This is a genomic window from Mesorhizobium silamurunense (genome assembly GCF_014843905.1).
Lineage (GTDB): Bacteria > Pseudomonadota > Alphaproteobacteria > Rhizobiales > Rhizobiaceae > Mesorhizobium > Mesorhizobium silamurunense.
Genome location: NZ_LPVS01000102.1, coordinates 80,399 through 103,320 on the forward strand (window position 1 = coordinate 80,399; position 22,922 = coordinate 103,320).

The window sequence follows — 22,922 nt, forward strand, 5'->3', positions numbered from 1 at the left end:
GCTCACCAGAAAGGACTTGACCAAATTGGCTCGGGCCGTCATCCGGGATGCCCGACCTTAGGGATTCACGCGTTCGTCAACCGGATTGCCGACATGACCGGAAAGACCTGGGCCTATGAGGACTTCGTCGAGGGTGCTTCGCTCGACCTCGGCAGCAAGAATGTAAGCGCGGCCGAGATCATCGAATTCGCCAGCGAATTCGATGCCCAGCCGATGCATCTCGACGAGGAGGCCGGCAAGGCGAGCATCCTGGGCGGCCTTTCGGCTTCGGGCTGGCACACCTGCGCGATGTTCATGCGCATGCTGTGCGACGCCTTCCTGCTCAATTCGACCTCGCAAGGCTCGCCGGGCATCGAGCATGTGAAATGGAAGAAGCCGGTACTGGCCGGCGACCGGCTCACCGGCAAGGTCACCGTGCTTTCCAAGCGCCAGTCCAAATCGAGGCCTCAGCTCGGCCTCGTCAGCATGCGCAGCGAGTTGTTCAACCAGCGCGGCGAATGCGTCTTCGAGCTCGAGAACACCGGCATGTTCCTGACCCGAGAGGCCATCGCGTGACCCTGGACGAGTATTTCCTCATCGGCGAAACCGTCACGCTGGGCTCGCATAAATTCGAAGCGGACGAGATCAAGGCGTTCGCCAAGAAATACGATCCGCAGGTCTTCCATGTCGACGAGGAGGTGGCGAAGAAGAGCGTGCTCGGCGGTCTGTGCGCCTCCGGCTGGCACACCGCCGCCACCTGGATGAAATACAACCTCGAAAAGCGCATGGAGACCGAGGGTGTGCGCTGGACCGGTCCCGGACCGCAGCCCGAATTCGGCCCCTCGCCGGGCTTCCGCAACCTCAAATGGCTGAAGCCGGTCTATGCCGGCGAAACCGTGACCTTCACCCGCACGGCGCTCGCCCATCGCCCGCTTGCGGGGCGCCCGGGCTGGAGCCTGCTCACGCTGCGTTCGGAAGGCTTCGATTCGACCGGCGACAAGGTCATCGAGTTCGACAGCGCGGTGCTGGTGAAGGTGGAGTAGCGGCAGCTCTCCTTCTCCCTTTGTGGGAGAAGGAAGAGGTTGGCTCAATGCCCCTCGAAACCGATCAGCGTCCTTACCGGCACACCGAGCGCTTCCAGCTTCCGGCGCCCGCCGAGATCCGGCAGGTCGATGACGAAACAGGCCGCGACAATGTCGGCGCCGATCTGCCTGAGCAACTTCACCGCCGCTTCCGCAGTGCCGCCGGTGGCGATCAGGTCGTCGACCACGATCACCTTCTCGCCCGGCGAGACACCGTCCTTGTGCATCTCCATCTCGTCCAGACCGTATTCGAGGCTGTAGGCGACACGCACCGTCTCGTAGGGCAGCTTGCCCTTCTTGCGGATCGGCACGAAGCCGGCCGAGAGCTGGTGCGCCACGGCGCCGCCAAGGATGAAGCCGCGCGCCTCGATGCCGGCGATCTTGTCGATCTTCAGCCCGGCATAGGGATGCACCAGCTCGTCGATGGCGCGGCGAAAGGCGCGCGCATCGCCAAGCAGCGTAGTGATGTCGCGAAACAGGATGCCGGGTTTGGGGTAATCTGGAATGGTGCGGATCGCGGCAAGCAGCGTGTCTTCGAGGGAAGGTTTCATGAGACGAGGCTCCGCGTGTCCGGCTGTCGGGTATGAACGGCGTCAACGCGCCCGGCGCAACGCAACCAACAACGGCTACCGCGACGCGGCGTCGGACACAAGCGCGTCCGGCAAAGGATTGGCGTCGCTGCTTTGTCCCAGCTCGCGTGGTCTTCCAGCGGTTCTCGGCCTGTGCATGGCTGCGATGGAAACTCTGGACCTGCCCTCACCTTCCGCGCATGAAAAAGGGCGCCCGCGGGGCGCCCTTGCTGACAACCATGAGGCCGGATCACATGCCGAGGTCGGAACGCAGTTCGGAGCGCGCCACTTCGTACTCGGCCTTGAAATCGGGGCGGCTGAGCAGAACGGCGGCAATGACACTGCCGGAAATCTTGCCCATCTCGATATCGGACGGATAGTGGATGCCGCCGACCACGCGGTTGTGGGCATATTCGGCGGCGCGGGCCATGATCTCGGCGCGCTTTTCCGGCACCATGTCGGACAGGATGATGCCCATCATCGTGCCGACCGTCGCATGGCCCGACGGCCATGAGCCGGAATTCGACAGCTTCACCACGGGCTTGACGAGATCGCTGAGCTGATGCGGGCGCGGGCGCTTCCAGACATCCTTGGCCGGGTCGACGACCGCGCCTTCTGTGGCCACGACGCGATCGAAGAAGGCGCTGAACTTCGGCAGGGTCCCCTTGTTGAACTTCGGCCCCATGACGTCGGCAAAGCGCCAGACATTCTCTTCGGCATCGGCGATGGCGCGCTTTTCCATTTCGGGCGTCCGCGTCACCTGCAGGGTCAGCACCTCGCCGAGTTCCGCCTTCGTCTCGGCCGAATCGTTGGCCGGCGGCGGCGGCAGGATCAGCGTCAGGTCGATGTCCTTGCTGGTGACGAAGGGCTGGGCGTCCTCGGCGCGGACTGCCGGACTGGCGACAAGAAGCAGCAGCACGGCTGCAAGCGGTGCGAATCTTTTCATGGGCGTGATCCTTTGAGGTGGGGCAAGGCAGGATCGCCACGCGTGATGACGGCCATGTGACATGGCCGGCCGCAAGTGGTCTCGAGATGCAAAAGGGCGCCTTCGCGGCGCCCTTTTTAAACTTCTCGAATATGGGGGGCTCAATGCGCCACGTCGGCCCACACCTTGCGCTTGGTCATGTAGACGAGCGCGCCGAAGATCAGCAGGAACACCAACACGCGGAAGCCGGTCTTCTTGCGGTCCTCGAGATGCGGCTCCGCCGCCCACATCAGGAACGCGGCGACGTCACGCGAATACTGGTCGACCGTCTGCGGCGAGCCGTCGTCATAGGTCACCTGGCCATCGGAAAGCGGCTTCGGCATCTTCAGCGACACGCCGGACAGGAAGTACGGATTGTAGTGCGTGCCTTCCGGGATCGCCATCCCGGCCGGCGGCGTCTGGTCGTAGCCGGTGAGCAGCGAGTGGATGTAGTCCGGGCCGCCCTGGGCGTACTGGGTGAAGATGTCGAAGACGAAGCGCGGGAAGCCGCGCTCGACGCCGCGCGCCTTGGCAAGCAGCGACATGTCGGGCGGCGCGGCGCCGCCATTGGCGGCCGCGGCTGCCTGCTCGTTCGGGAACGGCGCCGGGAAGTGGTCCGACGGCTTGCCGGGCCGGTCGAACATGTCGCCGGCATCGTTCGGGCCGTCATGGATGGTGTATTCGGCGGCGAGCGTCTTGATCTGCGCCTCAGAATAGCCAAGCCCTTCCAGCGTGCGGAACGCCACTAGGTTCATCGAGTGGCAGGCCGAGCAGACTTCCTTGTAGACCTTCAGGCCGCGCTGCAGCTGGGCCTTGTCGTAGGTGCCGAACGGGCCGGCGAAGGTCCAGCTCATTTCCTTCGGTTCGTTGATCGGGAAATGCGTCGGCGCGGCTTCGGCGTGCCCCTCCTGGGCCATGGCGGCTCCAACGCCTGTCGCTAGAAGGCCAAGCACCGCCAGCGAGGTGAGAATCTTCTTCATGCCAAATCCCCTTGGATTCTCTTTATCGCTCAGCCCTTGGTTTCCGGCGCGCTCACCGCGCCTGCCGGATGGCCGCCGGCCCCCTTGTTTTTCTTTTCCAGCACCGCCTCGGTGATCGAGTTCGGCAGCCGCCGCGGCGTCTCGATCAGGCCGAGCACCGGCATGACGACCAGGAAGAAGGCGAAGTAGAACAGCGTCGCCATCTGCGCCATGAACACATAGCTGCCTTCCGCCGGCTGCGAGCCCAGCCATCCGAGCAGGATGGCGTCAGCCACGAACAACCAGAAGAACAGCTTGTACCAGGGCCGGTAGACCGCCGAGCGCACCTTGGAGGTGTCGAGCCACGGCACCAGGAACAGCATGGCGATGGCGCCGAACATGCACAGCACGCCGCCGAGCTTGGAATTGATCGGCCCGATGTTGAAGGTGATGGCGCGCAGGATCGCGTAGAACGGCAGGAAGTACCATTCCGGTACGATGTGGGCCGGCGTCTTCAGCGGGTTGGCGACAGTGTAGTTGTCCGGGTGGCCGAGATAGTTCGGCAGATAGAAGACGAAATAGGCGAAAATGAACAGGAACACGATCATGCCGAACGCATCCTTGATGGTCGCATAAGGCGTGAAGGCGACGGTGTCGGTCTTCGACTTGACCTCGATGCCGGTCGGGTTCGACTGGCCGACGACATGCAGCGCCCAGATGTGCAGCACGACGACGCCGGCGATCATGAACGGCAACAGGTAATGCAGGGCGAAGAAGCGGTTCAGCGTCGGATTGTCGACGGCGAAGCCGCCAAGCAGCAGTTCCTGGATCCAGTTGCCGACCAGCGGAATGGCGCTGAAGAAGCCGGTGATGACGGTGGCGCCCCAGAAGCTCATCTGTCCCCAGGGCAGCACGTAGCCCATGAAGCCGGTGGCCATCATCAGAAGGTAAATGATGCAGCCGAGGATCCACAGCAGCTCGCGCGGCGCCTTGTAGGAGCCGTAGAAGAGGCCGCGGAAAATGTGGATATAGACGGCGACGAAGAAGAAGGAGGCGCCGTTGGAATGGAGATAGCGCAACAGCCATCCCGAATTCACGTCGCGCATGATCTTTTCGACCGAATCGAAGGCGAGATTGGTGTCGGACGTGTAGTGCATGGCCAGCACGATGCCGGTCAGGATCTGCGCGGTCAGCATGATCGACAAGATGCCGCCGAACGTCCACATGTAGTTGAGGTTGCGCGGTACCGGATAGGCGACGAAGCTGTCATAGATCAGCCGCGGCAGCGGCATGCGCGCGTCGAACCAGCGCTCGATGCCGGTCTTCGGCGTGTAGGTGGAATGTCCCTCGCTCATCGAAATATCCCCTGCCTCAGCCGATACGGATCTTGGTGTCGGAAATGAACTGATAGACCGGGATCGCCATGTTCTCGGGCGCCGGGCCTTTGCGGATGCGGCCGGCGGTGTCGTACTGCGAGCCGTGGCACGGGCAGAACCAGCCGCCGAAATCGCCTTCCTGGCCGAGCGGGATGCAGCCGAGATGGGTGCAGACCTGCACCATGACCATCCAGGCTTCCTTGCCGGGCGTTGTGCGGTTGGCGTCGGTCGCCGGCGCGTCGGAGGCAAGGTTGGCGTTGCGGGCGATCGGGTCCTTGAGATCGTTGAGGCTGACCGCCTCGCCGTCCTTCATTTCCTTCTCGGTGCGGTTGCGCACCACGACCGGCTTGCCGCGCCACTTGACGATCAGCGAGCTGCCGGGCTGCAGCGAGGAGACGTCGACTTCGACCGAGGCCAGCGCCAGCGTCGAGGCGTCCGGGCGCATCTGGTCGATGAACGGCCAGGCGACGGCCCCTGCGCCGACCACGCCGGCCATGCCGGTGGCGATGTAGAGAAAATCGCGACGGTTGGGATCGTGGATTTCGGTTGCGCTCACGGGTGCCTGATCCTTTCGCCTCTTTCCGTGCCGGCGGCCGAGCCTTGTCCCCGCTCAATCGCGCCGGCCCGACAGCGCATGGCGAACAGGCTAGCGAATTCCTCCGGCATTTGGAGTTGGGTTTATGCGTGAAGCCCGTTTTTGTCCAGTCGGGTGAAGGCACAAGGGCACATTGTCGCGGCTGCGTGGCGCGGCTAGGTCGGATGCCCCGCCGGCAGACCGGCGAAGGCCATGAAATAGCGGGAAATCGGGAGCGAAAACGGTGGCTTGTTCGCCTCGACAGCACTCGTTGGCCCGGTCTATTCTCCGCCCATGGCGCATGTCATCGACCGCGACAAATGGGCTGAAGCCCCCGACCGCTGGCAAGGCGAGCTGCAATGCGGCGCCTGGGGTTCCAAAAGCTGCCTGATCTTCAACTATCTGCCGGAGATCGGCGGCGGCCCGCGGCTGCACAAGCATCCTTATGCGGAGATCTTCGTCATCCGCTCCGGAACCGGCCTGTTCACCGTCGGCGACCAGCAAATCGAGGCGTCCGCTGGCCAGATCCTGATCGTGCCGCCCGACACGCCGCACAAATTCACCAATCTCGGACCCGGCCCGCTTGAGACCACCGACATCCATGAGAATGGCCATTTCATCACGGAATGGCTGGAATAGATTCGGATCGGCCTTCCTAGCTCGCGCCGAGCCTGACCAGCACTGCCCTTGGGATGTTGTATTCGCGGATCACGACGTCGTGCCGGCGAAGGCCGCAGAGTTCGCGCTGGATGAAATAGCCGTGGACGGCCGCCGCAGCCTCCTTGAGCAGCCGGTTGCGATCTCCGCCCTCGCCGTTTTCGCGCAGCTTCGCCAGTGTCTCCTCGACGCGCTGGCCGGCGCGGCCAAGCGCGGCCGCCTTTTCGGCGAGGATTTCGTGGCCGAGTAGGTCGAGCGCGCTTTCCTGCGCGCCTGACCGTCCGAAATTGCAGGGCATTCTGACCGACATGGCTGCGTTCTACCCCGCCGGGCGCGTCTCTTCCAGCACGCTTTCCTCATTGAACAGGAAGCCGCCGGACTGGCGCTTCCAGAGCCGCGCATAAAGGCCGTCGAGCGCCACCAGCTCGTCATGCGTGCCCTCCTCGACGATGCGCCCGTCGTCGAGCACGACCAGCCGGTCGAGCGCGGCGATGGTCGAGAGCCGATGGGCGATGGCGATGACGGTCTTGTCCTCCATCAGCCGCGCCAGATTCTCCTGGATGGCCGCCTCGATGTCGGAATCGAGCGCCGAGGTCGCCTCGTCGAGGATGAGGATCGGCGCATCCTTGAGGAAAAGGCGGGCGATCGCCACGCGCTGGCGCTGGCCGCCGGAGAGCTTCACGCCGCGCTCGCCGACATAGGCCTCGTAGCCGGCCCGCTCGCGGTTGTCGCGCAGGCCCATGATGAAATCATGCGCCTCGGCTTTGCGCGCCGCGGCGATCACCTCAGCATCGGTCGCGTCCGGCATGCCGAGCTTGATATTGTCGCGCAGCGAGCGGTGGAAGAGTGCGGTATCCTGGCTGACCACGCCGATATTGGCGCGCAACGAATTCTGCGTCACCCCGGCGATGTCCTGGCCGTCGATCAGGATCTTGCCGCCCTCGAGGTCGTAGAGGCGCAGGATGAGATTGGCCAGCGTCGTCTTGCCGGCGCCCGACGGGCCGACCAGTCCGACCTTCTCGCCCGGCCGCACGACAAGGTCGATGCCGTCGAGGACCCCTGCCCCCTTGCCGTAGTGGAAGGTGACGTTCTTGAGGTCGATGCGGCCACCGGCAACCACCAGTTCCTTGGCGTCCGGTGCGTCGGTCAGGCCGAGCGATTGCGAGATCAGCGCCTTGGAATTCTCCAGCACGCCGAGATTCCTCAAGATGCTGTTGAGCTGCATCATTACCCGTCCCAGCAGCATGTTGAGCCGCAAGACGAGAGAAAGCGTGAAAGCGACGGCGCCGACGGTGATCGAGCCCTCCACCCAAAGATAAACGGCAAAGACGGCGATTGACGTGATCATGATGCCGGAAAGCGTCGTCAGCGCCATGCGCACGCCAGTCAGCCGGCGCGTGAACGGCCGCAGCGCATCGAGATAGATGTCGAAGCCGCTGCGGATATAGCGGTCGTCGCCGTCGGCGGCGAACAGCTTCAGCGTCTGCACATTGGAATAGGAATCGACGATTCGGCCGGTGATCATCGAGCCGGCCTCGGCGGTCGCCTCGGCATGCTTGCGGATCGCCGGCAAATAGAGCCTCGCCAGCCAGGCGAAGGCGGCGATCCATATCACCACCAGCACCGCCAGCCTGAGGTCGAGGCCGGCGACCAGCGCCAGCGTCGTCACCGTGTAGACGATCATGAACCAGATCACCTCGATGAAGCTCTCCATCAGGTCGCCGGTTGCCTGCCCCGCCTGCCAGACTTTGGTGGCGATGCGCCCGGCGAAATCGTTCTGGAAGAAAGCGTAGGACTGGCGCGAGACATGCCGGTGCGCCTGCCAGCGCACCAGGCTGTAGAAGCCCGGCGTGATCGTCTGCTCGTCGACCAGCGCCGAAAGGCCGACCACCAGCGTGCGGATGACCAGCACCACCGCGCCCATGAACAGAAGCTCGGGACCGGCGGCGGCCCAAAGCGCATGCCAGCTGCGCTCGCCGGGAAGCTGGTCGAGGATGTCGACCAGCCGCCCGACGAAATAGAACAGCCCGGCCTCGACCAGCGGCGCGATGCCGCCGATGATCAGCATGGCGAAGAAGGCGAGCTTCGCCTGTCCGACATAGTGCCAGAGGAAGCCGCCGACGCTGGCGGGTGGCCGAAGATTCGCGGGCTCGCGGAACGGGTAGACCCAGCTTTCGAACCAGCGATAGACGGCCTTCATCATTCCGCGGCTTCACCCTTGGCAATAGCGTCATTGGCGGCCTCGGCTGGAACCTCGTCGAGCAGGAAGCCGCCCGACTGGCGCCGCCATAGCTGGGCATAGAGCCCGCCCCTGGCGACGAGTTCCTCGTGCGACCCTTCCTCGATGACGCGGCCCTTGTCCATGACGACGAGCCTGTCCATCGCGGCGATGGTCGACAGCCGGTGCGCGATGGCAATCACGGTCTTGCCTTGCATCAGCTTGTAGAGGTTCTCCTGGATCGCCGCCTCGGCTTCCGAATCGAGCGCCGAGGTCGCCTCGTCGAGGATGAGGATCGGCGCATCCTTCAACATGACGCGGGCAATGGCGACGCGCTGGCGCTGGCCGCCGGACAATTTGACACCCCGGTCGCCGACATGGGCGTCGAATCCCTTGCGGCCGTTGTGGTCCGAAAGTCCGCCGATGAAATCGAGCGCCTCCGCCCTCCGCGCTGCCTCGATCAGCATCTCGTCAGTCGCGTCGGGTCGGCCGTAGAGGATGTTCTCCCGCACCGACCGGTGCAGCAGAGATGTGTCCTGCGTCACCATGCCGATCTGCGCGCGCAGCGAATCCTGCTTCACCCCGGCGATCTCCTGGCCGTCGATCAGAATCCGGCCGCCTTCCAGGTCGTAGAAGCGCAGCAAGAGGTTGACCAGCGTCGACTTGCCGGCGCCGGAGCGGCCGACGATGCCGACCTTCTCGCCGGGCTTCACGGTGAGCGACAGGTTGTCGATGACGCCCTTCTGCTTGCCGTAGTGGAAGCCGATGTCCTCGAAGCGGATCTCGCCCCGGCTAACGGCGATGTCTCTGGCGCCAGGGCGGTCCTCGACCAGCCGCGGCAGCGAGATCGACTGGATGCCGTCCTGCACCGTGCCGATATTCTCGAACAGGCCCGACATCTCCCACATGATCCACTGCGACATGCCCCACATCCTGAGCACCAGGCCGATGACCACGGCGACCGCGCCGATCGTCACCGCATCGGCGAGCCACAGCCACAGCGAGATCGCCGTGACAGTGAACAAAAGCAGCGAATTCAGGATGTAGAGCAGGCCGTAGAGCACCGTCACCAGGCGCATCGAGCGGTACACGGTATCGAGGAAGCCCGCCATGCCTTCCCGAGCGAAGGCCGCCTCGCGGCGCGCGTGGGAAAACAGCTTCACCGTCTGGATGTTGGCATAGCTGTCGACGACACGACCAGTCATGGTCGAACGCGCATTAGCCTGTTCCTCACCGACCTTGCCGAGCCGGGGAATAAAATACCGCAGCAGCGCAATATAGCCGATCAGCCATACGCCCAAGGGTGCGGCCAGCCGCAAGTCCGCCGAGCCGACGATGAACAGCATGCCGAGAAAGTAGACGATGACGTAGTTGAGGACGTCTATAACCTTCATGACGCAGTCGCGCACGGCGAGTGCGGTCTGCATCAGCTTGGTGGCGATGCGGCCGGCGAACTCATCCTGGTAGAAAGCCATCGACTGTTTCAGCAGGTAGCGATGCACCTGCCAGCGGATGCGCATCGGGTAGTTGCCCATCATCGTCTGCTGGTTGAACAACGAACGCACCCAGACCGTGCCGGGCAGCGCAAACAGCACGATGAAAGCCATGCCGGCCAGTTTCCAGCTCTCGGTCTGCAGGAAGGTTTCCCGGTTCTGCGCCGACAGCCAGTCGACGATGCGGCCCATGAAACCGAACATCCACACTTCGGTGATGGCGATCGCCGCCACCAGCACTGCATCCACGACGATGTAGGGCCAGACGCCGCGCGTATAGTGCACGCAGAAGGCGACCAGCGTCTTCGGCGGCTCGACCGGCTCCGCGGCGGGAAACGGGTCGAGCCTCTTTTCAAACCAGCGGAACATTCCGGGCACTCGACTGTCTATGCGCTCACGCAGCGCGGGATTGATGGGCAAGGCCGTTCGGCCGCGCTGCGCGACGGGCCGGCGATACGGAATCAACTGAATCGCCGGCCCTGCTTCGCGCAATATAGGGTGTCGCGGGCTTTTCGCCGACAGGCTCGTTTGGCGATCCTGACGACACGTTGGAGCCAGCCCGCGCTTTCTCACCGGGCCGGAACAGCCTGACGACACGGCGCACCAGCGAAGGCCGGCCGGGATCGGGCACGGCGCGCGAGAAATCAACGTCGGGCAACATGCCGCGATGCGGACGCCGGCGCGTCTCGGCGTGCACCGCCGACGAATAGGTCTCGCCGATCAGCAGCGCCCAGGTCGCCATCTTGCGCTCGTGCAGGCTTCTTGAACCCGGTATTTTATAGGGATCGAACATCGGTCCGTCCTCCATGTGCAAATGCGTTAAAAAGGGTGATACGAACTCAACCTCCGGCATTCGGCCGGAGGCGCGAAATGCGTCGGTCGGGACATGACGGCAAGCGTCAGCCCGGACATGACGGCAAGCGTCGGTCCTGACACGTTCGGGTGGGGCGCGGCGGCCCTTTGGCAGTTTGAAAAACATCGCGAGATTCCTTCGAAAACCGAAAACTGGGTTCGGCGGGAATCGGTGCGATGAGGTCTTAAAGTGTCAGAAGAATCGTCGTACCGAAACCGCCGTTGGGCATACAAGAGCCCCGGAGAGGCGCTGCCCGGAGAGGAACTGGAAGTGCATGGTAATCATCTGGTCCCCCTCCTTCGGTTCGGGTTGACGATGGTGGGCATATACTCGACTTCGCAGAAAATGGCCACCCGCCAGTCCAGAAATCGCCAAAAGCGGGAGACGCCTGTGGCCGATCTGCCACTTATTAGAAAGATGCGGAAATGAACGACCGTCTCCGCATCGCGCTCTACCAGCCTGATATCGCCGGCAACACCGGGACAATCCTGCGCTTCGCCGCCTGCCTCGATCTCAGTGTCGACATCATCGAGCCGGCCGGCTTTCCGCTCTCCGATCGGGCGCTGAAACGGGCCGGCATGGACTATCTCGAAATGGCGGCGCTTGCCCGTCATGCCGACTGGCACGCCTTCGAGGAATGGCGCAGGGCGAACGCGCGCCGCCTTGTGCTGCTCACCACCAAGGCCGCGACCGCCTACACGGAGTTTGCTTTCGCCGCCGGCGACATCCTTCTGTTCGGCCGCGAATCCGCCGGCGTGCCGGAAGAGATTCACGAGGCGGCGGATGCGCGACTGACCATTGCGATGCGGCAAGGCGCGCGCAGCATCAATGTCGCGCTGTCCGTCGCGATGGTCGCGGGCGAAGCGCTCCGCCAGCTCGGCTAAAGCAATTCCAGGAAAAGTGTGAAACGGTTGGGCTCGGCGACTTCGCCGTAGCCTTCCGTCCGGAATTGCGTCAAAACAAAGAGCTTGAGCGGTTCTGCGTTTTCCCGAAACGATAAACCGCTCCAGCATCCTCAGCCCTTGCTCGCCGTCGCGGATCGCCTCCCCTTCTGCCGTCATTTTCACCCAGGCGCACATCGCCTTCTCCTGCATTTGCCGTATCAACGTTTCTTCGCTACAAGCTCAACCTAACTTGAGGTCAAGCGGAAATTGCGAAATGGCTCCGGTACGGGAATTGACGGTCGGCCAGGTGGCGATGCGCAGCGGCGTGGCGGTGTCGGCGCTGCATTTCTACGAGGCGCGCGGGCTGATCCGCAGCCATCGCACGGCGGGCAACCAGCGGCGCTACAGCCGCGACGTGCTGCGACGGGTGGCGATCATCCGCGTCGCGCAGGAGGTCGGCATCTCGCTCGCCGAGATTGCCGCGGCGTTCCGGTCCCTGCCCGAGGGCCGCACCCCAACGCGCGAGGATTGGAATCTGCTTTCGACGGCCTGGCGCGACGGGCTCGACCACAAGATCAGCCAGTTGAAGAAGTTGCGCGACGGGCTGACCGACTGCATCGGCTGCGGCTGCATGTCGATCGACAAATGCCCGCTCAGGAACAAGGAAGATCGGCTGGCGCGGGAGGGCACCGGGGCGAGGCGGCTGGTGGTGGGCTGACGGCTAGTCTGCCGCCGGCAGCCTCCGCATGGTGAACTCGATGACATCGCCCGGGCGTTCGAACCAGCTTTCGATCTCGGTCCAGTAGGCCTGCTTGGGAAAGCGCTCGAACCATTCCTTCGCCTTGAGGCGCGCGGCCGGACGGGGCAGCACGAAAGTCTCGCGCAGGAATCCGTCGCGCGGCTGCCCTTCGCGCTCGGCCCGCGAGCGCTCCAGCCTCTTCCTCAAGCCATCCAGCGGCGGTCTTGCCGGGGTGCGCACGAAGGAACTCCCTTGCACCTTGGTCAGACAGGACTTGACCCTTGCCCTTAAGAGATTAGGGATCGCGCGCGGAAAAAACGAGTCATTTGTCGGGCAAGCAAGCCCGTGACTGGAGACGGAATTGGAACGACCTGACCTTCCCGTGGGCCTGCCGGCCGACATCGAACAGAAGAAGATGAAGGCCCGCCTCTGGTTCGAAGCGCTGCGCGAGCGCATCTGCGCCACATTCGAGCAGATCGAGCAGGAACTCACCGGACCGCAATCGTCCTGGTCGCCCGGGCATTTCGAGAAGACTCCCTGGGAGCGCGACGAGGGCAAAGGCGGCGGCGGCACCATGTCGATGATGCGCGGCCGCGTTTTCGAGAAAGTGGGCGTACACACATCGACCGTCTACGGCGAATTCTCGCCCGAATTCAGGAAGCAGATGCCCGGCGCTGAGGAGGATCCGCGCTTCTGGGCGAGCGGCATTTCGCTGATTGCGCATCCCTGGAACCCCAACGTGCCGGCCGTGCACATGAACACGCGTATGGTCGTGACCACGCGCCACTGGTTTGGCGGTGGCGCCGACCTGACGCCGGTGCTCGATCGCCGCCGTACCCAGGACGACCCCGATACGCTCGCCTTCCACCGCGCCATGCAATTCGCCTGCGAGAAGAACGCCGCCGTCGCCGACTATGCGAAATACAAGGCATGGTGCGACGAGTACTTCTTCCTGCCGCACCGCGACGAGCCGCGCGGCATCGGCGGCATCTTTTTCGACTGGCTGCATTCTGACGAGGACAAGGGCGGTTGGGACGCCGATTTCAATTTCGTCCAGGATGTCGGACGCTCTTTCCTCGTTGTCTATTCCCACCTGGTTCGGGCCAATTTCAACGAGAACTGGACCGACGGCGACCGCGACGAACAGCTCATCCGGCGCGGCCGTTACGTGGAATTCAATTTGCTTCACGATCGCGGCACCATCTTCGGCCTGAAGACCGGCGGCAATGTCGCCTCGATCCTGTCCAGCCTGCCGCCCGAGGTAAAGTGGCCGTAAAAATCCGGTGAGCGGGACGCTGGCCGCATTGATGTTCCATTCGCCGAATCTTGGCGGACAATGTGGCGGCGGCAATTTCTTTTTCGTCTAATATCCTTTTGAAAAAATTGAGTTATTTAACGTTTCCGGGTCGGGAAGCGCCGGCGGTCCATCTCCCATGGGCCGCGACCCGACGCGTCCGGACGGCCTGATCGAGAGGGGTGCCTTCCCAAACGGTGCCCGCATTCCAGGAGAGCATGCCAATGCGCAAGCTTATTGTGACGGCAGCAGCCGCTGCCTTTCTCGCCTCCGGTGGCGCCGCGTTCGCCGCGGTCAAGCACACCACGGGCACGGTCAAGAGCTTTGATGGAACGGCCATGAGCCTTGTTCTGGACAACGGATCGACCTTCACGCTGTCCAAGGCCTTCAAGGATCCTGGCATCAAGCCGGGCGAGAAGGTCCGCGTTTCCTGGGATATGAGCGGCAAGATTGCCGAGGCCGTCAAGATCATGAAGTGACGGCCTGCGGCCTTGGCAAGATCATGAAGTGACGACCTGCGGCCTTGGCAAGATCATGAAGTGACGGCCTGCGCAGCCTTGGCAAGCTTAGGCAACAGAAGGCGGAGCCCTGGGGCTCCGCCTTTTTCGGCTTCAGCACTTTGACCGCCCTCCGAACGGCATGACTCTTGATGCAACCGAAGCCGGCGACATGTGTTATGGTTGTCCACTTGAGCAATTCCAGGAAAAGTGCCCGGCGGTTTTCCGCGCGGGATTGCGCAAAACAATAGCTGGAGCGGTCAAGGCTGAACCGCTCCGCAGCAAGGAAAGGAAAACCCATGAAGGAATTCCAATGCGGAACACTCGTCCCTGGCTGTGACTGGCACACGCGCGCCGAGGAAGAGGCGGAGGTCATGCGCCGTGCCGTCGAGCACATGCGCGAGACCCACGGCGAAACCATCATCCGCGAGACCATGATCGAGGCGATCCGCTCGCGCATCCAGAAGGTCCGCGACGCGGCCTGAGGCATCCGGTCGCCATTTCGTACGACCACCAACAAAGACGGTGAGCGGGATGCAGCATTCAGGCGCATCTCGCTTCGTTTGCGTCCCGATCGCCGGCAACGGCCCGGCTTCGCCGAATTCAAACAAAAACTTATATTCGTATCGGCTTGGATAACCCTACGGTAACGGTATGCATGCGATCGTCGCGCGCATGATCCGGTCACAAGCGGCTGTCCGAGGAGCCGTTCGCCACCAGGGCGCTGGCCGGGTTCGGTGGGACGAGGTGCTTCGCGCATGCGCGAAAAATCGGACAATCGAGGCGGTTCCCGCACAGCGGCGCTCCTATTGTGCGCGTTCGTGGGCGCGTCGCCCGTGGCCGCTCAGGAGATGACCACGTCGCTCGTGGATATCCGCCAGGGGTCTTGGCTCAGCGACCGCGCAAGAGGCCTCGGCAATGGCGGCTACGAGTTGCAGGACGGAAGCTGGGTCTCGTTCAATCGGTGGTACCACAGCAATTGGGTCGACATGCATGTCGATTTTCTCACGCAGATCACCGAAAACAGCGGCATTCTGTGGGGTTTTGGGACCGGGGAACAAGCCGAGAAATACCGCATAGCGCCGAGCCTCAAGCTCGGTTTTCTCACCCAGACCCATCCGAGCCTGAACAGCACGCTGTCTCTTTCTGTTACCTCGACCTTCGGCGGCAACCTGACCGAAAAGCCCTGCGTGGCCGACTACGGGGATCTGGGCACCTACAGCGTCAACTGCCGGCTCGCGGCCGGCGAGACGGCGCCTGAGGAAACGCTGAAATATCTGGTTAACGCTACACCCGAGAGGTTGCGCCTGTGGCTCAATTACCGTGTTACTTTCTGACCGCCGGAAGGCCATACATGCGAAGTCTTCTTGCTTTCCGGATTCGCAAATCGTCCATCCTCGTTCCTGCTTGACCGGGAGTAAGACCATGTCTGGTAATATCTGGAAGTTCGGCATTGCCGCGGCACTCACCATTCTGCCGGCATGCCTGGCGTCGGCGCAGGAAGCTCTCGACGCGGACCAGACGGCCGCGATGTGCCACGGCGGCGGGTCCATATGCGTAAGCGCAAAGATACCGGCTGCGCGAACGACACAAGCGGTGCAGAGCTGGATGAGCCCCGATGTCGGTGCCGCATGGGCTGCGGGCTACAAAGGCAAGCGTGTCACCATCACCATCGTCGACGACTTCAGCAGTTCATCGCGCTTCTCCGGCAATTTCGGCATTGGCGTGCAGACCCAGCGGCATGGTGAATGGACGCGTGAAGAAGCAAGCATGATCGCTCCGGCCGCGACCATACGCTCCAAGGATTTCTCGACGGGCTCGGCCGTCTCGCTGGCAAGCGGTCTGAACGTGCTCAACCTCAGTTATGGCATGTACGCGAATGCCGGCTACAGCGTGAACCAGATCGGGTGGGCCCCGGAGGAGGCATCGATCATCTCCTACGCCACCAAGGGATCGGCCATAGTGTCGAAGGCGGCTGGCAACGACGCGGTCGCCGTAGGCGGGATCACCGGCGGCCAGCAGGACTATCTCGACCTCGCCCTGATCGGCAAGCCGACGGCGATCTTTGTCGGGGCACTGTCGACGAACGGCACGACATCGAACAAGGCTCAGCTTGCCTGGTATTCCAACTACGCCGGCTCCGACCCGCTCGTGCAGGGCCAATTCCTGGTGGTCGGCGTCGAAGGCGACAAGACCGGCCTTTACGGCACGTCCTTCGCCGCGCCGATCATCTCCGGATACGCCGCGATCATCGGTAGCAAATTCACGAAGGCAACGCCGGTTCAGATCACCAACGACCTGCTCAACACGGCTCGTACCGACACGCTGGTCAATTACGACCCGTCGATCTACGGCAAGGGCGAGGCAAGCCTTTCGCGCGCCCTGGCCCCTGTGGCGATCCATTGACCGGCACCGATCGATCCGGCCTGTCGCTCTAAGCCCCGAGAGCCTTCGCGGCGCGTTTGAGCAGCGCGCCGCGGTCCATGATGAACCCGGAATCCGCCCATTCCTTCTCGAGTTTTTTCAGCGTGGCGCCAAGCTTCGGGCCGGGCGAGGCGCCGAGGTCGGTCAGATCGGCGCCCTTGACCGGGAACACCGGTTTTTCCCATTTCAAGGCGAAATTGAGCAGGCGCGAGAAACCACCGGGTTCAATCATCGCCTGATTGTCCTCGACCGCGCGTGCGCGCGCGGCGGCGAGCGCGAGCCGCAGCCGATCGACGAAGCCTTCGCGATCGCCGAAATAGAGCTTTTTCGAGAATTCCGTCTCTGTCGTCTTGGGTTCAGGCTGAGCAGTCAGCGCCCAGCGCCGCAGGCGTTCCCCTTCGCCGGTCGAAAATCTCAGCCTTTCGGCAAGTGTCTTCATGCGCGCGGCATCCGGCGGAACCATTGCCTCCAGCCGGAGCAGCGGATCGGCATTCCAGCCGAGATCCTCTTCGGTCCTGACCAGCCCGTGGATGGCGTCGATGCCCCACTTCTCGCTCTCCGGCAGCACGGCCGTGAGAACGCCGGCCTGGCGCATCCACAGCAGGGCACGCGAAGGATCGGGCGCCAAAAGCAGCTTCTTCAGTTCGGACCAGACGCGCTCGGCCGAAAGCCTGCCGAGCCCGTCCTTCAGCCTGGCGCAGGCCTTCAGGCCCTCAGCGTCAGGCCGGCCGTCGCCGTACCAGGCAAAAAAGCGGAAGAAGCGCAGGATGCGCAGATAATCCTCGCGGATGCGCGCTTCCGGATCGCCGATGAAACGCAGCCGCCTCGCCTCGATATCGGCGACGCCGCCGACAAGGTCGACAACCGTCCCGTCGGCTTCGGCATAGAGCGCGTTGATGGTGAAGTCGCGCCGCTCGGCGTCCGCCTTCCAGTCGCGCCCGAAGGTCACTTTCGCCCGCCGGCCGTCGGTCTCGATATCGGCCCTGAGCGTCGTGACCTCATAGGCCTTGCCGCCGGCGATTGCCGTGATGGTGCCGTGCTCGATCCCGGTCGGCACGGTCTTGAAGCGGGCGGCCTGGGCGCGGCGGATTGTTTCCTCGGGCACGGTCGTCGTGGCGATGTCGATATCGGCGACCGGCTGGCCGATCAGCGCGTTGCGCACCGCTCCGCCGGCCACGCGCGCCTCCTCGCCGCCTTCCTTCAGCGCGGCAAGCAGCTTCTGCAGATGCTTTTCGCCCAGCCAATCGGCCTGGCCCAAGAGAGACACCTCAGCGCTCACGCATAGAGCCTTTCATAGAGTGTGCGGATGATGCCGGCGGTGACGCCCCAGATGCGCTGGCCGCCATAGGGCATCTCGTAGAAGAACCATTCGAGGTCGTTCCACATGCGGCTGTCGCGCGCGTGGTTGACAGGGTCCATCAGGAAGCGCAGCGGCACCTCGAAGGCGGCGTCGACCTCGTCGGCATTGAGCGTCAGCGAAAAGCCCGGCCGCACCACGGAAAGCACCGGCACGATGCGGTAGCCGCTGCCTGAGATATAGTCGGGCATACGGCCGATGATTTCGATGTGGTCGCGGTCGAGGCCGATCTCTTCGAAGGTCTCGCGCAACGCTGTGGCCTCAGGGCCGGGATCGGTCGGATCGATGGTGCCGCCGGGGAAAGCCACCTGGCCGGAATGGCTGCGCAGCCTCTCGGCGCGCTTGGTAAGCAGGACCGCGGCGCCATCGGCGTGATCGATGACCGGGATAAGCACAGCGGCGTCGCGCAGCGGCTTTATGTGCTTCAGCCTGGGATGGCCTGGATTGAAGCGATGATCGCCGAACTCGTTGCCGGCTTGCGCCTCCGGCTGCGCCGCGACACGGGCGCGAAAATCCGCGATCGAGAACGGCACCGGCGCCACCTGGTCCATCACGCGCTCAGCCGCTCGAGCTTTTCGACCGGCATGATCGGATAGACCTCGCCGCCGGAGCGGACGGCGAACATCGCTTTGCCGTCGATGTCGATCTCCTCGCCATGCTCGACCAGTTCGTACATCACCGGCCGCGCCACCAGAGCTTCCAGCCGACCGCGCACCAGCACGTAGGGCTTGAGCCCGCCCGTGGCGTCCTCGTCGACGAAGCGCAGCGGATGGCCGGGCCCGGCGGTGACCACGTCGCCGACATTGGTGCGGAAGGTGACGACCTGCCCGTCGCCGGTCCCCGACACGTTCATCTCGACGGCGATGAAGGGCGCGTCTACGACGCGGATCCCCACCCGCTCCACCGGCGTCACCAGATAGGTCTTGCCGTCGGCGTCCTTGCGCAGGACGCTCGAAAAGAGCTGTACCAGCGGCATGCGCCCGATCGGCGTGCCGAGATAGAGCCAGGTTCCGTCGGCCTTGATCTCCATGTCGAGATCGCCGCAGAAGTCCGGATTCCAGCGCTCTACCGGAGCCGGTCCCTTGTCCGCGCACGACGCCCGCGAGATCAGCGCTTCCAGACCACGCGCCTCTGTGGCGCGGGTCAAACTCTGTTCGCGATGCTCGACACGTTCGGTCATGGTCACGAAATAGTCACTGTTGTCCCGATTGTCAGCCTTGTCAGCCCAAGTCTGTGATTTAAGTTCGAATGCAGGCGCCAGGCGAGGCCGAATCGCGGCATTCTGCGACTTTGAGAGTGCAGGCCGGTATTTCCAACCACAAGGATCGAACGGCATGAGCGTGATGATCAAGGAAAGCCCGTTGAGTGACAAGGCGATGATCGAGCAGGCCGAGAAGGCGCTGGCCGACATCTCGAAGGTGCGCGATGCCGTAGGCCGCGTGATCTTCGGCCAGGAAGCCGTCGTCGAGCGCACGCTGGTTGCGCTGCTGGCCGGCGGCCATGCGCTGCTTGTCGGCGTGCCGGGCCTCGCCAAGACCAAGCTTGTCGAGACGCTCGGCATCGTGCTCGGCCTCGATTCCCGCCGCATCCAGTTCACGCCCGACCTGATGCCGTCCGATATCCTCGGCTCGGAAGTGATGGAGCAGGACGAATTCGGCAAGCGTTCCTTCCGCTTCATCTCTGGGCCGATCTTCACCCAGCTTTTGATGGCGGACGAGATCAACCGCGCCTCGCCGCGCACACAGTCGGCGCTGCTGCAGTCGATGCAGGAATATCACGTCACCATCGCCGGCGTTCGCCACGACCTGCCCTCGCCTTTCCACGTACTGGCGACGCAGAACCCGCTGGAACAGGAAGGCACCTATCCGCTGCCGGAAGCCCAGCTCGACCGCTTCCTGATGCAGGTCGACATCCTCTATCCGGAGATCGAAGCCGAACGCCGCATTCTGCTCGAAACCACCGGCGTCGAGGAGGCCAGGACCGACAATGTACTGCAGTCGGCCAGGCTGAAGGAGATTCAGACGCTGATCCGCCGCATGCCGGTGCCGGAAAGCGTCGTCGAGGCGATCCTCAAGCTGGTGCGCTCGGCTCGTCCCGGTCAGGGCATTGCCGACACCGACAAGCACGTCGCCTGGGGCCCGGGACCGCGCGCCAGCCAGGCGCTGACACTGTGCGCGCGAGCGCGCGCCCTATATGATGGAAGGCTGGCGCCGTCGGTCGACGACGTCCGTGCCTTGGCGGAGCCGGTGCTGCAGCATCGCATGGCGTTGACTTTCGCTGCTCGCGCCGAAGGCACATCCGTGCGCGACGTGGTGGCGAAACTGGCAAAAGGCATCTAATGGGTCGAATAGGCGAGGTCCAGGCACCGGTTGCGACGCGCGACGCGCTCGCCCGCGGCCGGTTGCGGGCCTCTCTGGTGCCGGACCTGCTGGTCGAGGCGCGCCGCATCGTCAACACCGTGATCGCCGGCTGGCACGGCCGCCGCAAGCGCGGCATCGGCGAGAATTTCTGGCAGTTCCGCCCCTATGTCGAAGGCGATGCCTCGCGCATCGACTGGCGCCGCTCGGCCCGCGACGACCACACCTATGTGCGCGACCGCGAGTGGGAAGCGGCTCATACCGTCTGGCTCTGGTCCGACCCCTCGCGCTCCATGCTCTACAAGTCCGCCGGAGCCGGCGTTTCCAAGGAATCGCGCGCGCTGGTGCTGACGCTTGCCCTGGCCGAGCTTCTGTCGCGCAGCGGCGAGCGCATTGCCTGGCCGGGCCTCACCGACCCGTTCACAGCCCGCAACGGCGCCGAACGCATCGCGGCCCAGCTCAGCCATGCCGGCAACCTGCCGGCCAAGCCCGACCTCTCGGCCATCCGCCGCTTCTGCGACATCGTCATCGTCAGCGATTTCCTCGATCCGGTCGGGGAAACCATGGCCTGGCTCGACGTGCTCGCCCGTCACGGCGTACGCGCGCATCTGATCGAGGTCGCCGACCCGGCCGAGGAGACCTTCCCTTATTCCGGTCGTACCGAATTCACCGATCCCGAGACCGGCGACAAGCTGACCGCCGGCCGCGCCGAAACGCTTAAAGACGAATACCGCCTGCTCTACACCGCCCGCCGCGAGGAACTGGCCGGCTGGTGCAAGCGCCTCGGCTGGAGTTTCACCGTCAACCATACCGACCGCCTCGCCTCCGAGGCGCTCGTGCGGGTCCACATGGCGATGACCGCCGACAGCAGCCGCCCAGGGCTGGCTGCCGGCGGCAGCCATGCAGGGCTGACTGCCGGCGGCAGTCATGCCGGAAAGGCGCTCGCATGAGCTGGCTGCCGCTCTCCTTCGGCGCGCCGATGGTGCTGTGGGGTCTGCTGGCCCTGCCGGTGATCTGGTGGCTGCTGAGGCTGACGCCGCCCAGGCCGCAGACCGAGGTCTTTCCGCCGCTGAGGATCCTTGCCCGCGTCCTGAGGCGCGAGGAGACGCCGCATCAAAGCCCCTGGTGGCTGACGCTGCTTCGCCTGCTGATGGCCGCCCTTGTCGTCACCGCGCTCGCCGAACCGGTCTTCAATCCGCGCGAAAAGCTGCCGGCGGAGGGCTCGGCGCTTGCGCTGGTCATCGACAATGACTGGGCGAGCGCGGCCGATTGGGGCAAGCGCGTCGCCACCGCCGAGCGGCTGATCGCCGACGCCGGCTCGAACGGCGTGCCGGTCGTCATCGCCTTCACCGCCGAGAAGCCGAATGCCGAGATCGGTCCCTTCGATGCATCGGCCGCGCTCGACCGCCTGCGCGCGGCAAAGCCGCGCCCGATCCCGGCCGACCGCCCCGCCGTCTATGCCCGCGTCGCCGCCACATTGGAGCGCCTGCCGGGCGCCAGCGTCGCCGTGCTTGCCGATGGCCTTGCGGCCAATGGCGACGAAGCGGCCTTCAAGACGCTTCTGGAAAAAAACGCCTCGCGGCTGGTCTGGGCCACCTCGGACCGGGTTTCGCTCACCGGCCTGACCGGTGCCGACAATCAGGTCGACGGTTTCACGCTGACCGCCATCCGTGCGCCGGGCGATCCGGCGCCGGCGCAAGTCACGGCGGGCGCTTTCGACGACAAGGGCCGCCGCATCGCCGACGCGACGCTGACCTTCGCGCCGGGCGAGACCACCGCCACCGGAACGATGAAGGTGCCGTTTGAATTGCGCAACGACTTCGCCTCGATAGCACTCGATGGCGAGCATCAGGCCGGAGCCGTGCGCGTGCTGGACGAGAGCTCCAAGCGCCGCCGCGTCGGGCTGCTTTCGCAGGCCGAGGCAGACCAGGCGCAGCCGCTGCTGTCGCCGCTCTATTACATTCGCCGCGCCCTGCAGCCCTTCGCCGATCTGGTCGAGCCGTCGAGCGCCGATCTGGCCGACGCCATTCCGCAGCTTCTCGACCAGAAGCCGGCCATGGTCATCATGGCCGATGTCGGTACCATCCCCGCGCAGGTCCGGCAGCGGCTGGTCGACTGGGTGAACAATGGCGGCACGCTGGTGCGCTTTGCCGGTTCAAGGCTGGCAGCCGCCGGCAATGACGATGATCTCTTGCCGGTCCGGCTGCGCGGCGGCGAGCGCGCACTGGGCGGTGCGCTGTCCTGGACGACGCCGCAACAGGTCACCGAATTCCCAAAGAACGGCCCGTTCGCCGATCTCGCGCCGCCGACCGAGGTGACGGTCAGCCGGCAGGTGCTGGCCGAACCCACGCCCGACATCGTCGAGCGCACCTGGGCCACACTTGCCGACGGCACGCCTCTGGTCACGGGCATGAAGAAGGACAAGGGCACGCTCGTGCTCTTCCATGTCACGCCGGAGGCGACCTGGTCTAACCTGCCGATCTCCGGCAGCTTCGTCGAGATGCTGAGGCGCGTCGTGCAATTGTCGCGCAACCAGGGCGCCGCGGTCGCCAATGCCGAGGCTGCCGCCGCGTCGCTGGCGCCCTATCGCATGATCGGCGCCGACGGCGCGCTGGTGCCGCCGACGCCCGATGCGCGGCCGCTCGT

27 protein-coding genes are annotated in these 22,922 nt (G+C 64.3%); 13 read left to right on the forward strand and 14 right to left on the reverse strand.

Annotation, left to right across the window (positions count from 1 at the left end):
• Nucleotides 1-93: 93 nt before the first annotated feature.
• Entirely contained in the window at nucleotides 94-555 is a 462-nt protein-coding gene (locus AU465_RS30380) for a MaoC family dehydratase (protein ID WP_192256249.1), read from the forward strand.
• Nucleotides 552-1,022 (forward strand): MaoC family dehydratase, encoded by a 471-nt coding sequence (locus AU465_RS30385; protein ID WP_192256251.1) that lies wholly within the window; start codon nucleotides 552-554, stop codon nucleotides 1,020-1,022. Before AU465_RS30380 ends, AU465_RS30385 begins: the two co-directional genes overlap by 4 nt.
• Nucleotides 1,023-1,066: 44 nt before the next feature.
• Here AU465_RS30385 and AU465_RS30390 read toward each other — a convergent pair whose 3' ends face one another.
• From AU465_RS30390 to petA, 5 genes are all read right to left on the reverse strand, one after another.
• Nucleotides 1,067-1,612 (reverse strand): adenine phosphoribosyltransferase, encoded by a 546-nt coding sequence (locus AU465_RS30390; RefSeq protein ID WP_192256252.1) that lies wholly within the window; start codon nucleotides 1,610-1,612, stop codon nucleotides 1,067-1,069.
• Nucleotides 1,613-1,880: 268 nt separating this feature from the next.
• Complete coding sequence (locus AU465_RS30395) at nucleotides 1,881-2,576, reverse strand: acid phosphatase (protein ID WP_192256254.1); 696 nt, start codon at nucleotides 2,574-2,576, stop codon at nucleotides 1,881-1,883.
• A gap of 140 nt (nucleotides 2,577-2,716) precedes the next feature.
• Nucleotides 2,717-3,574 (reverse strand): cytochrome c1, encoded by an 858-nt coding sequence (locus tag AU465_RS30400; protein WP_192256256.1) that lies wholly within the window; start codon nucleotides 3,572-3,574, stop codon nucleotides 2,717-2,719.
• 29 nt (nucleotides 3,575-3,603) lie between these two features.
• Nucleotides 3,604-4,908, reverse strand: a complete 1,305-nt coding sequence (locus tag AU465_RS30405) for a cytochrome b (protein WP_192256258.1) — start codon at nucleotides 4,906-4,908, stop codon at nucleotides 3,604-3,606.
• Nucleotides 4,909-4,924: 16 nt separating this feature from the next.
• A complete protein-coding gene (gene petA, locus AU465_RS30410; RefSeq protein ID WP_192256260.1) occupies nucleotides 4,925-5,485 on the reverse strand; it encodes a ubiquinol-cytochrome c reductase iron-sulfur subunit in 561 nt (186 codons plus the stop codon).
• Between the two features lie 312 nt (nucleotides 5,486-5,797).
• Here petA and AU465_RS30415 point away from each other — a divergent pair, with 312 nt between their 5' ends.
• On the forward strand, nucleotides 5,798-6,142 hold the full coding sequence (locus tag AU465_RS30415; RefSeq protein ID WP_192256295.1) for a cupin domain-containing protein: 345 nt from the start codon (nucleotides 5,798-5,800) through the stop codon (nucleotides 6,140-6,142).
• A 16-nt stretch (nucleotides 6,143-6,158) separates the two neighbouring features.
• Here AU465_RS30415 and AU465_RS30420 read toward each other — a convergent pair whose 3' ends face one another.
• From AU465_RS30420 to AU465_RS36850, 4 genes are read right to left on the reverse strand one after another with little or no spacing between them, the layout of a single operon-like run.
• Nucleotides 6,159-6,470, reverse strand: a complete 312-nt coding sequence (locus tag AU465_RS30420; RefSeq protein ID WP_192256262.1) for a DUF6665 family protein — start codon at nucleotides 6,468-6,470, stop codon at nucleotides 6,159-6,161.
• Between the two features lie 9 nt (nucleotides 6,471-6,479).
• On the reverse strand, nucleotides 6,480-8,363 hold the full coding sequence (locus AU465_RS30425; protein ID WP_192256264.1) for an ABC transporter ATP-binding protein: 1,884 nt from the start codon (nucleotides 8,361-8,363) through the stop codon (nucleotides 6,480-6,482).
• Entirely contained in the window at nucleotides 8,360-10,240 is a 1,881-nt protein-coding gene (locus AU465_RS30430; RefSeq protein WP_192256266.1) for an ABC transporter ATP-binding protein, read from the reverse strand. Before AU465_RS30430 ends, AU465_RS30425 begins: the two co-directional genes overlap by 4 nt.
• 25 nt (nucleotides 10,241-10,265) lie before the next feature.
• Nucleotides 10,266-10,664: a hypothetical protein gene (locus AU465_RS36850; protein WP_246506556.1), complete on the reverse strand. Its 399-nt coding sequence runs from the start codon at nucleotides 10,662-10,664 to the stop codon at nucleotides 10,266-10,268.
• A 485-nt stretch (nucleotides 10,665-11,149) separates the two neighbouring features.
• Between AU465_RS36850 and AU465_RS30440 the strand changes: the two genes are divergently transcribed.
• Complete coding sequence (locus AU465_RS30440) at nucleotides 11,150-11,608, forward strand: tRNA (cytidine(34)-2'-O)-methyltransferase (protein WP_192256268.1); 459 nt, start codon at nucleotides 11,150-11,152, stop codon at nucleotides 11,606-11,608.
• A gap of 274 nt (nucleotides 11,609-11,882) precedes the next feature.
• A complete protein-coding gene (soxR, locus tag AU465_RS30445) occupies nucleotides 11,883-12,326 on the forward strand; it encodes a redox-sensitive transcriptional activator SoxR (protein ID WP_192256270.1) in 444 nt (147 codons plus the stop codon).
• 3 nt (nucleotides 12,327-12,329) lie between these two features.
• Here the strand turns inward: soxR and AU465_RS30450 are convergent, their stop codons facing one another.
• Complete coding sequence (locus AU465_RS30450) at nucleotides 12,330-12,587, reverse strand: hypothetical protein (protein ID WP_192256272.1); 258 nt, start codon at nucleotides 12,585-12,587, stop codon at nucleotides 12,330-12,332.
• 121 nt (nucleotides 12,588-12,708) lie between these two features.
• On the opposite strand from AU465_RS30450, the gene hemF reads away from it, so the two are divergent.
• Nucleotides 12,709-13,623 carry an oxygen-dependent coproporphyrinogen oxidase gene (hemF, locus tag AU465_RS30455; RefSeq protein ID WP_192256274.1) on the forward strand — a complete coding sequence of 305 codons (915 nt, stop codon included), beginning with the start codon at nucleotides 12,709-12,711 and terminating at the stop codon, nucleotides 13,621-13,623.
• Nucleotides 13,624-13,865: 242 nt separating this feature from the next.
• Nucleotides 13,866-14,120: a DUF1344 domain-containing protein gene (locus AU465_RS30460; RefSeq protein ID WP_192256276.1), complete on the forward strand. Its 255-nt coding sequence runs from the start codon at nucleotides 13,866-13,868 to the stop codon at nucleotides 14,118-14,120.
• Here AU465_RS30460 and AU465_RS30465 read toward each other — a convergent pair.
• The gene (locus AU465_RS30465) at nucleotides 14,110-14,439 is read right to left on the reverse strand and encodes a hypothetical protein (RefSeq protein WP_192256278.1); all 330 of its coding nucleotides are present in this window, start codon (nucleotides 14,437-14,439) and stop codon (nucleotides 14,110-14,112) included. The two genes, AU465_RS30460 and AU465_RS30465, sit on opposite strands and share 11 nt — an antisense overlap.
• Between AU465_RS30465 and AU465_RS30470 the strand changes: the two genes are divergently transcribed.
• The 3 genes from AU465_RS30470 (at nucleotide 14,438) to AU465_RS30480 (ending at nucleotide 16,544) form a co-directional block, all read left to right on the forward strand.
• Nucleotides 14,438-14,623, forward strand: a complete 186-nt coding sequence (locus AU465_RS30470; protein ID WP_059188453.1) for a DUF1059 domain-containing protein — start codon at nucleotides 14,438-14,440, stop codon at nucleotides 14,621-14,623. The genes AU465_RS30465 and AU465_RS30470 overlap by 2 nt on opposite strands.
• A 273-nt stretch (nucleotides 14,624-14,896) precedes the next feature.
• Nucleotides 14,897-15,475 carry a hypothetical protein gene (locus AU465_RS30475; protein ID WP_192256280.1) on the forward strand — a complete coding sequence of 193 codons (579 nt, stop codon included), beginning with the start codon at nucleotides 14,897-14,899 and terminating at the stop codon, nucleotides 15,473-15,475.
• An 88-nt stretch (nucleotides 15,476-15,563) separates the two neighbouring features.
• Entirely contained in the window at nucleotides 15,564-16,544 is a 981-nt protein-coding gene (locus AU465_RS30480) for a S8 family serine peptidase (RefSeq protein ID WP_192256282.1), read from the forward strand.
• A gap of 28 nt (nucleotides 16,545-16,572) precedes the next feature.
• Here AU465_RS30480 and AU465_RS30485 read toward each other — a convergent pair whose 3' ends face one another.
• Genes AU465_RS30485 through AU465_RS30495 form a run of 3 tightly spaced genes read right to left on the reverse strand, consistent with a single transcriptional unit; the run spans nucleotide 16,573 to nucleotide 19,099 of the window.
• A complete protein-coding gene (locus AU465_RS30485; protein WP_192256284.1) occupies nucleotides 16,573-17,841 on the reverse strand; it encodes a CCA tRNA nucleotidyltransferase in 1,269 nt (422 codons plus the stop codon).
• The gene (locus AU465_RS30490; RefSeq protein WP_192256286.1) at nucleotides 17,838-18,470 is read right to left on the reverse strand and encodes a CoA pyrophosphatase; all 633 of its coding nucleotides are present in this window, start codon (nucleotides 18,468-18,470) and stop codon (nucleotides 17,838-17,840) included. The genes AU465_RS30485 and AU465_RS30490 overlap by 4 nt, the downstream gene beginning before the upstream one ends.
• Nucleotides 18,470-19,099, reverse strand: coding sequence for a DUF1285 domain-containing protein (locus AU465_RS30495; RefSeq protein WP_192256296.1), 630 nt, complete (start codon nucleotides 19,097-19,099; stop codon nucleotides 18,470-18,472). The genes AU465_RS30490 and AU465_RS30495 overlap by 1 nt, the downstream gene beginning before the upstream one ends.
• A gap of 154 nt (nucleotides 19,100-19,253) precedes the next feature.
• Between AU465_RS30495 and AU465_RS30500 the strand changes: the two genes are divergently transcribed.
• The 3 genes from AU465_RS30500 to AU465_RS30510 form a co-directional block, all read left to right on the forward strand.
• Complete coding sequence (locus AU465_RS30500) at nucleotides 19,254-20,258, forward strand: AAA family ATPase (RefSeq protein WP_192256288.1); 1,005 nt, start codon at nucleotides 19,254-19,256, stop codon at nucleotides 20,256-20,258.
• Nucleotides 20,258-21,226 (forward strand): DUF58 domain-containing protein, encoded by a 969-nt coding sequence (locus tag AU465_RS30505; RefSeq protein WP_192256290.1) that lies wholly within the window; start codon nucleotides 20,258-20,260, stop codon nucleotides 21,224-21,226. The genes AU465_RS30500 and AU465_RS30505 overlap by 1 nt, the downstream gene beginning before the upstream one ends.
• A partial coding sequence (locus tag AU465_RS30510; protein WP_192256291.1) for a BatA domain-containing protein occupies nucleotides 21,223-22,922 on the forward strand: 1,700 nt, incomplete at its 3' end. The genes AU465_RS30505 and AU465_RS30510, both read left to right, overlap by 4 nt.

Coding starts and splice junctions, on each gene's coding strand:
- AU465_RS30380 (WP_192256249.1), top strand. CDS start 94: ATGACCGGAAAGACCTGGGCCTATGAGGACTTCGTCGAGGGTGCTTCG.
- AU465_RS30390 (WP_192256252.1), bottom strand. CDS start 1,612: ATGAAACCTTCCCTCGAAGACACGCTGCTTGCCGCGATCCGCACCATT.
- AU465_RS30395 (WP_192256254.1), bottom strand. CDS start 2,576: ATGAAAAGATTCGCACCGCTTGCAGCCGTGCTGCTGCTTCTTGTCGCC.
- AU465_RS30400 (WP_192256256.1), bottom strand. CDS start 3,574: ATGAAGAAGATTCTCACCTCGCTGGCGGTGCTTGGCCTTCTAGCGACA.
- AU465_RS30405 (WP_192256258.1), bottom strand. CDS start 4,908: ATGAGCGAGGGACATTCCACCTACACGCCGAAGACCGGCATCGAGCGC.
- AU465_RS30415 (WP_192256295.1), top strand. CDS start 5,798: ATGGCGCATGTCATCGACCGCGACAAATGGGCTGAAGCCCCCGACCGC.
- AU465_RS30420 (WP_192256262.1), bottom strand. CDS start 6,470: ATGTCGGTCAGAATGCCCTGCAATTTCGGACGGTCAGGCGCGCAGGAA.
- AU465_RS30425 (WP_192256264.1), bottom strand. CDS start 8,363: ATGATGAAGGCCGTCTATCGCTGGTTCGAAAGCTGGGTCTACCCGTTC.
- AU465_RS30430 (WP_192256266.1), bottom strand. CDS start 10,240: ATGTTCCGCTGGTTTGAAAAGAGGCTCGACCCGTTTCCCGCCGCGGAG.
- AU465_RS36850 (WP_246506556.1), bottom strand. CDS start 10,664: ATGTTCGATCCCTATAAAATACCGGGTTCAAGAAGCCTGCACGAGCGC.
- AU465_RS30440 (WP_192256268.1), top strand. CDS start 11,150: ATGAACGACCGTCTCCGCATCGCGCTCTACCAGCCTGATATCGCCGGC.
- soxR (WP_192256270.1), top strand. CDS start 11,883: ATGGCTCCGGTACGGGAATTGACGGTCGGCCAGGTGGCGATGCGCAGC.
- AU465_RS30460 (WP_192256276.1), top strand. CDS start 13,866: ATGCGCAAGCTTATTGTGACGGCAGCAGCCGCTGCCTTTCTCGCCTCC.
- AU465_RS30470 (WP_059188453.1), top strand. CDS start 14,438: ATGAAGGAATTCCAATGCGGAACACTCGTCCCTGGCTGTGACTGGCAC.
- AU465_RS30465 (WP_192256278.1), bottom strand. CDS start 14,439: ATGGGTTTTCCTTTCCTTGCTGCGGAGCGGTTCAGCCTTGACCGCTCC.
- AU465_RS30475 (WP_192256280.1), top strand. CDS start 14,897: ATGCGCGAAAAATCGGACAATCGAGGCGGTTCCCGCACAGCGGCGCTC.
- AU465_RS30480 (WP_192256282.1), top strand. CDS start 15,564: ATGTCTGGTAATATCTGGAAGTTCGGCATTGCCGCGGCACTCACCATT.
- AU465_RS30490 (WP_192256286.1), bottom strand. CDS start 18,470: ATGGACCAGGTGGCGCCGGTGCCGTTCTCGATCGCGGATTTTCGCGCC.
- AU465_RS30495 (WP_192256296.1), bottom strand. CDS start 19,099: ATGACCGAACGTGTCGAGCATCGCGAACAGAGTTTGACCCGCGCCACA.
- AU465_RS30500 (WP_192256288.1), top strand. CDS start 19,254: ATGAGCGTGATGATCAAGGAAAGCCCGTTGAGTGACAAGGCGATGATC.
- AU465_RS30505 (WP_192256290.1), top strand. CDS start 20,258: ATGGGTCGAATAGGCGAGGTCCAGGCACCGGTTGCGACGCGCGACGCG.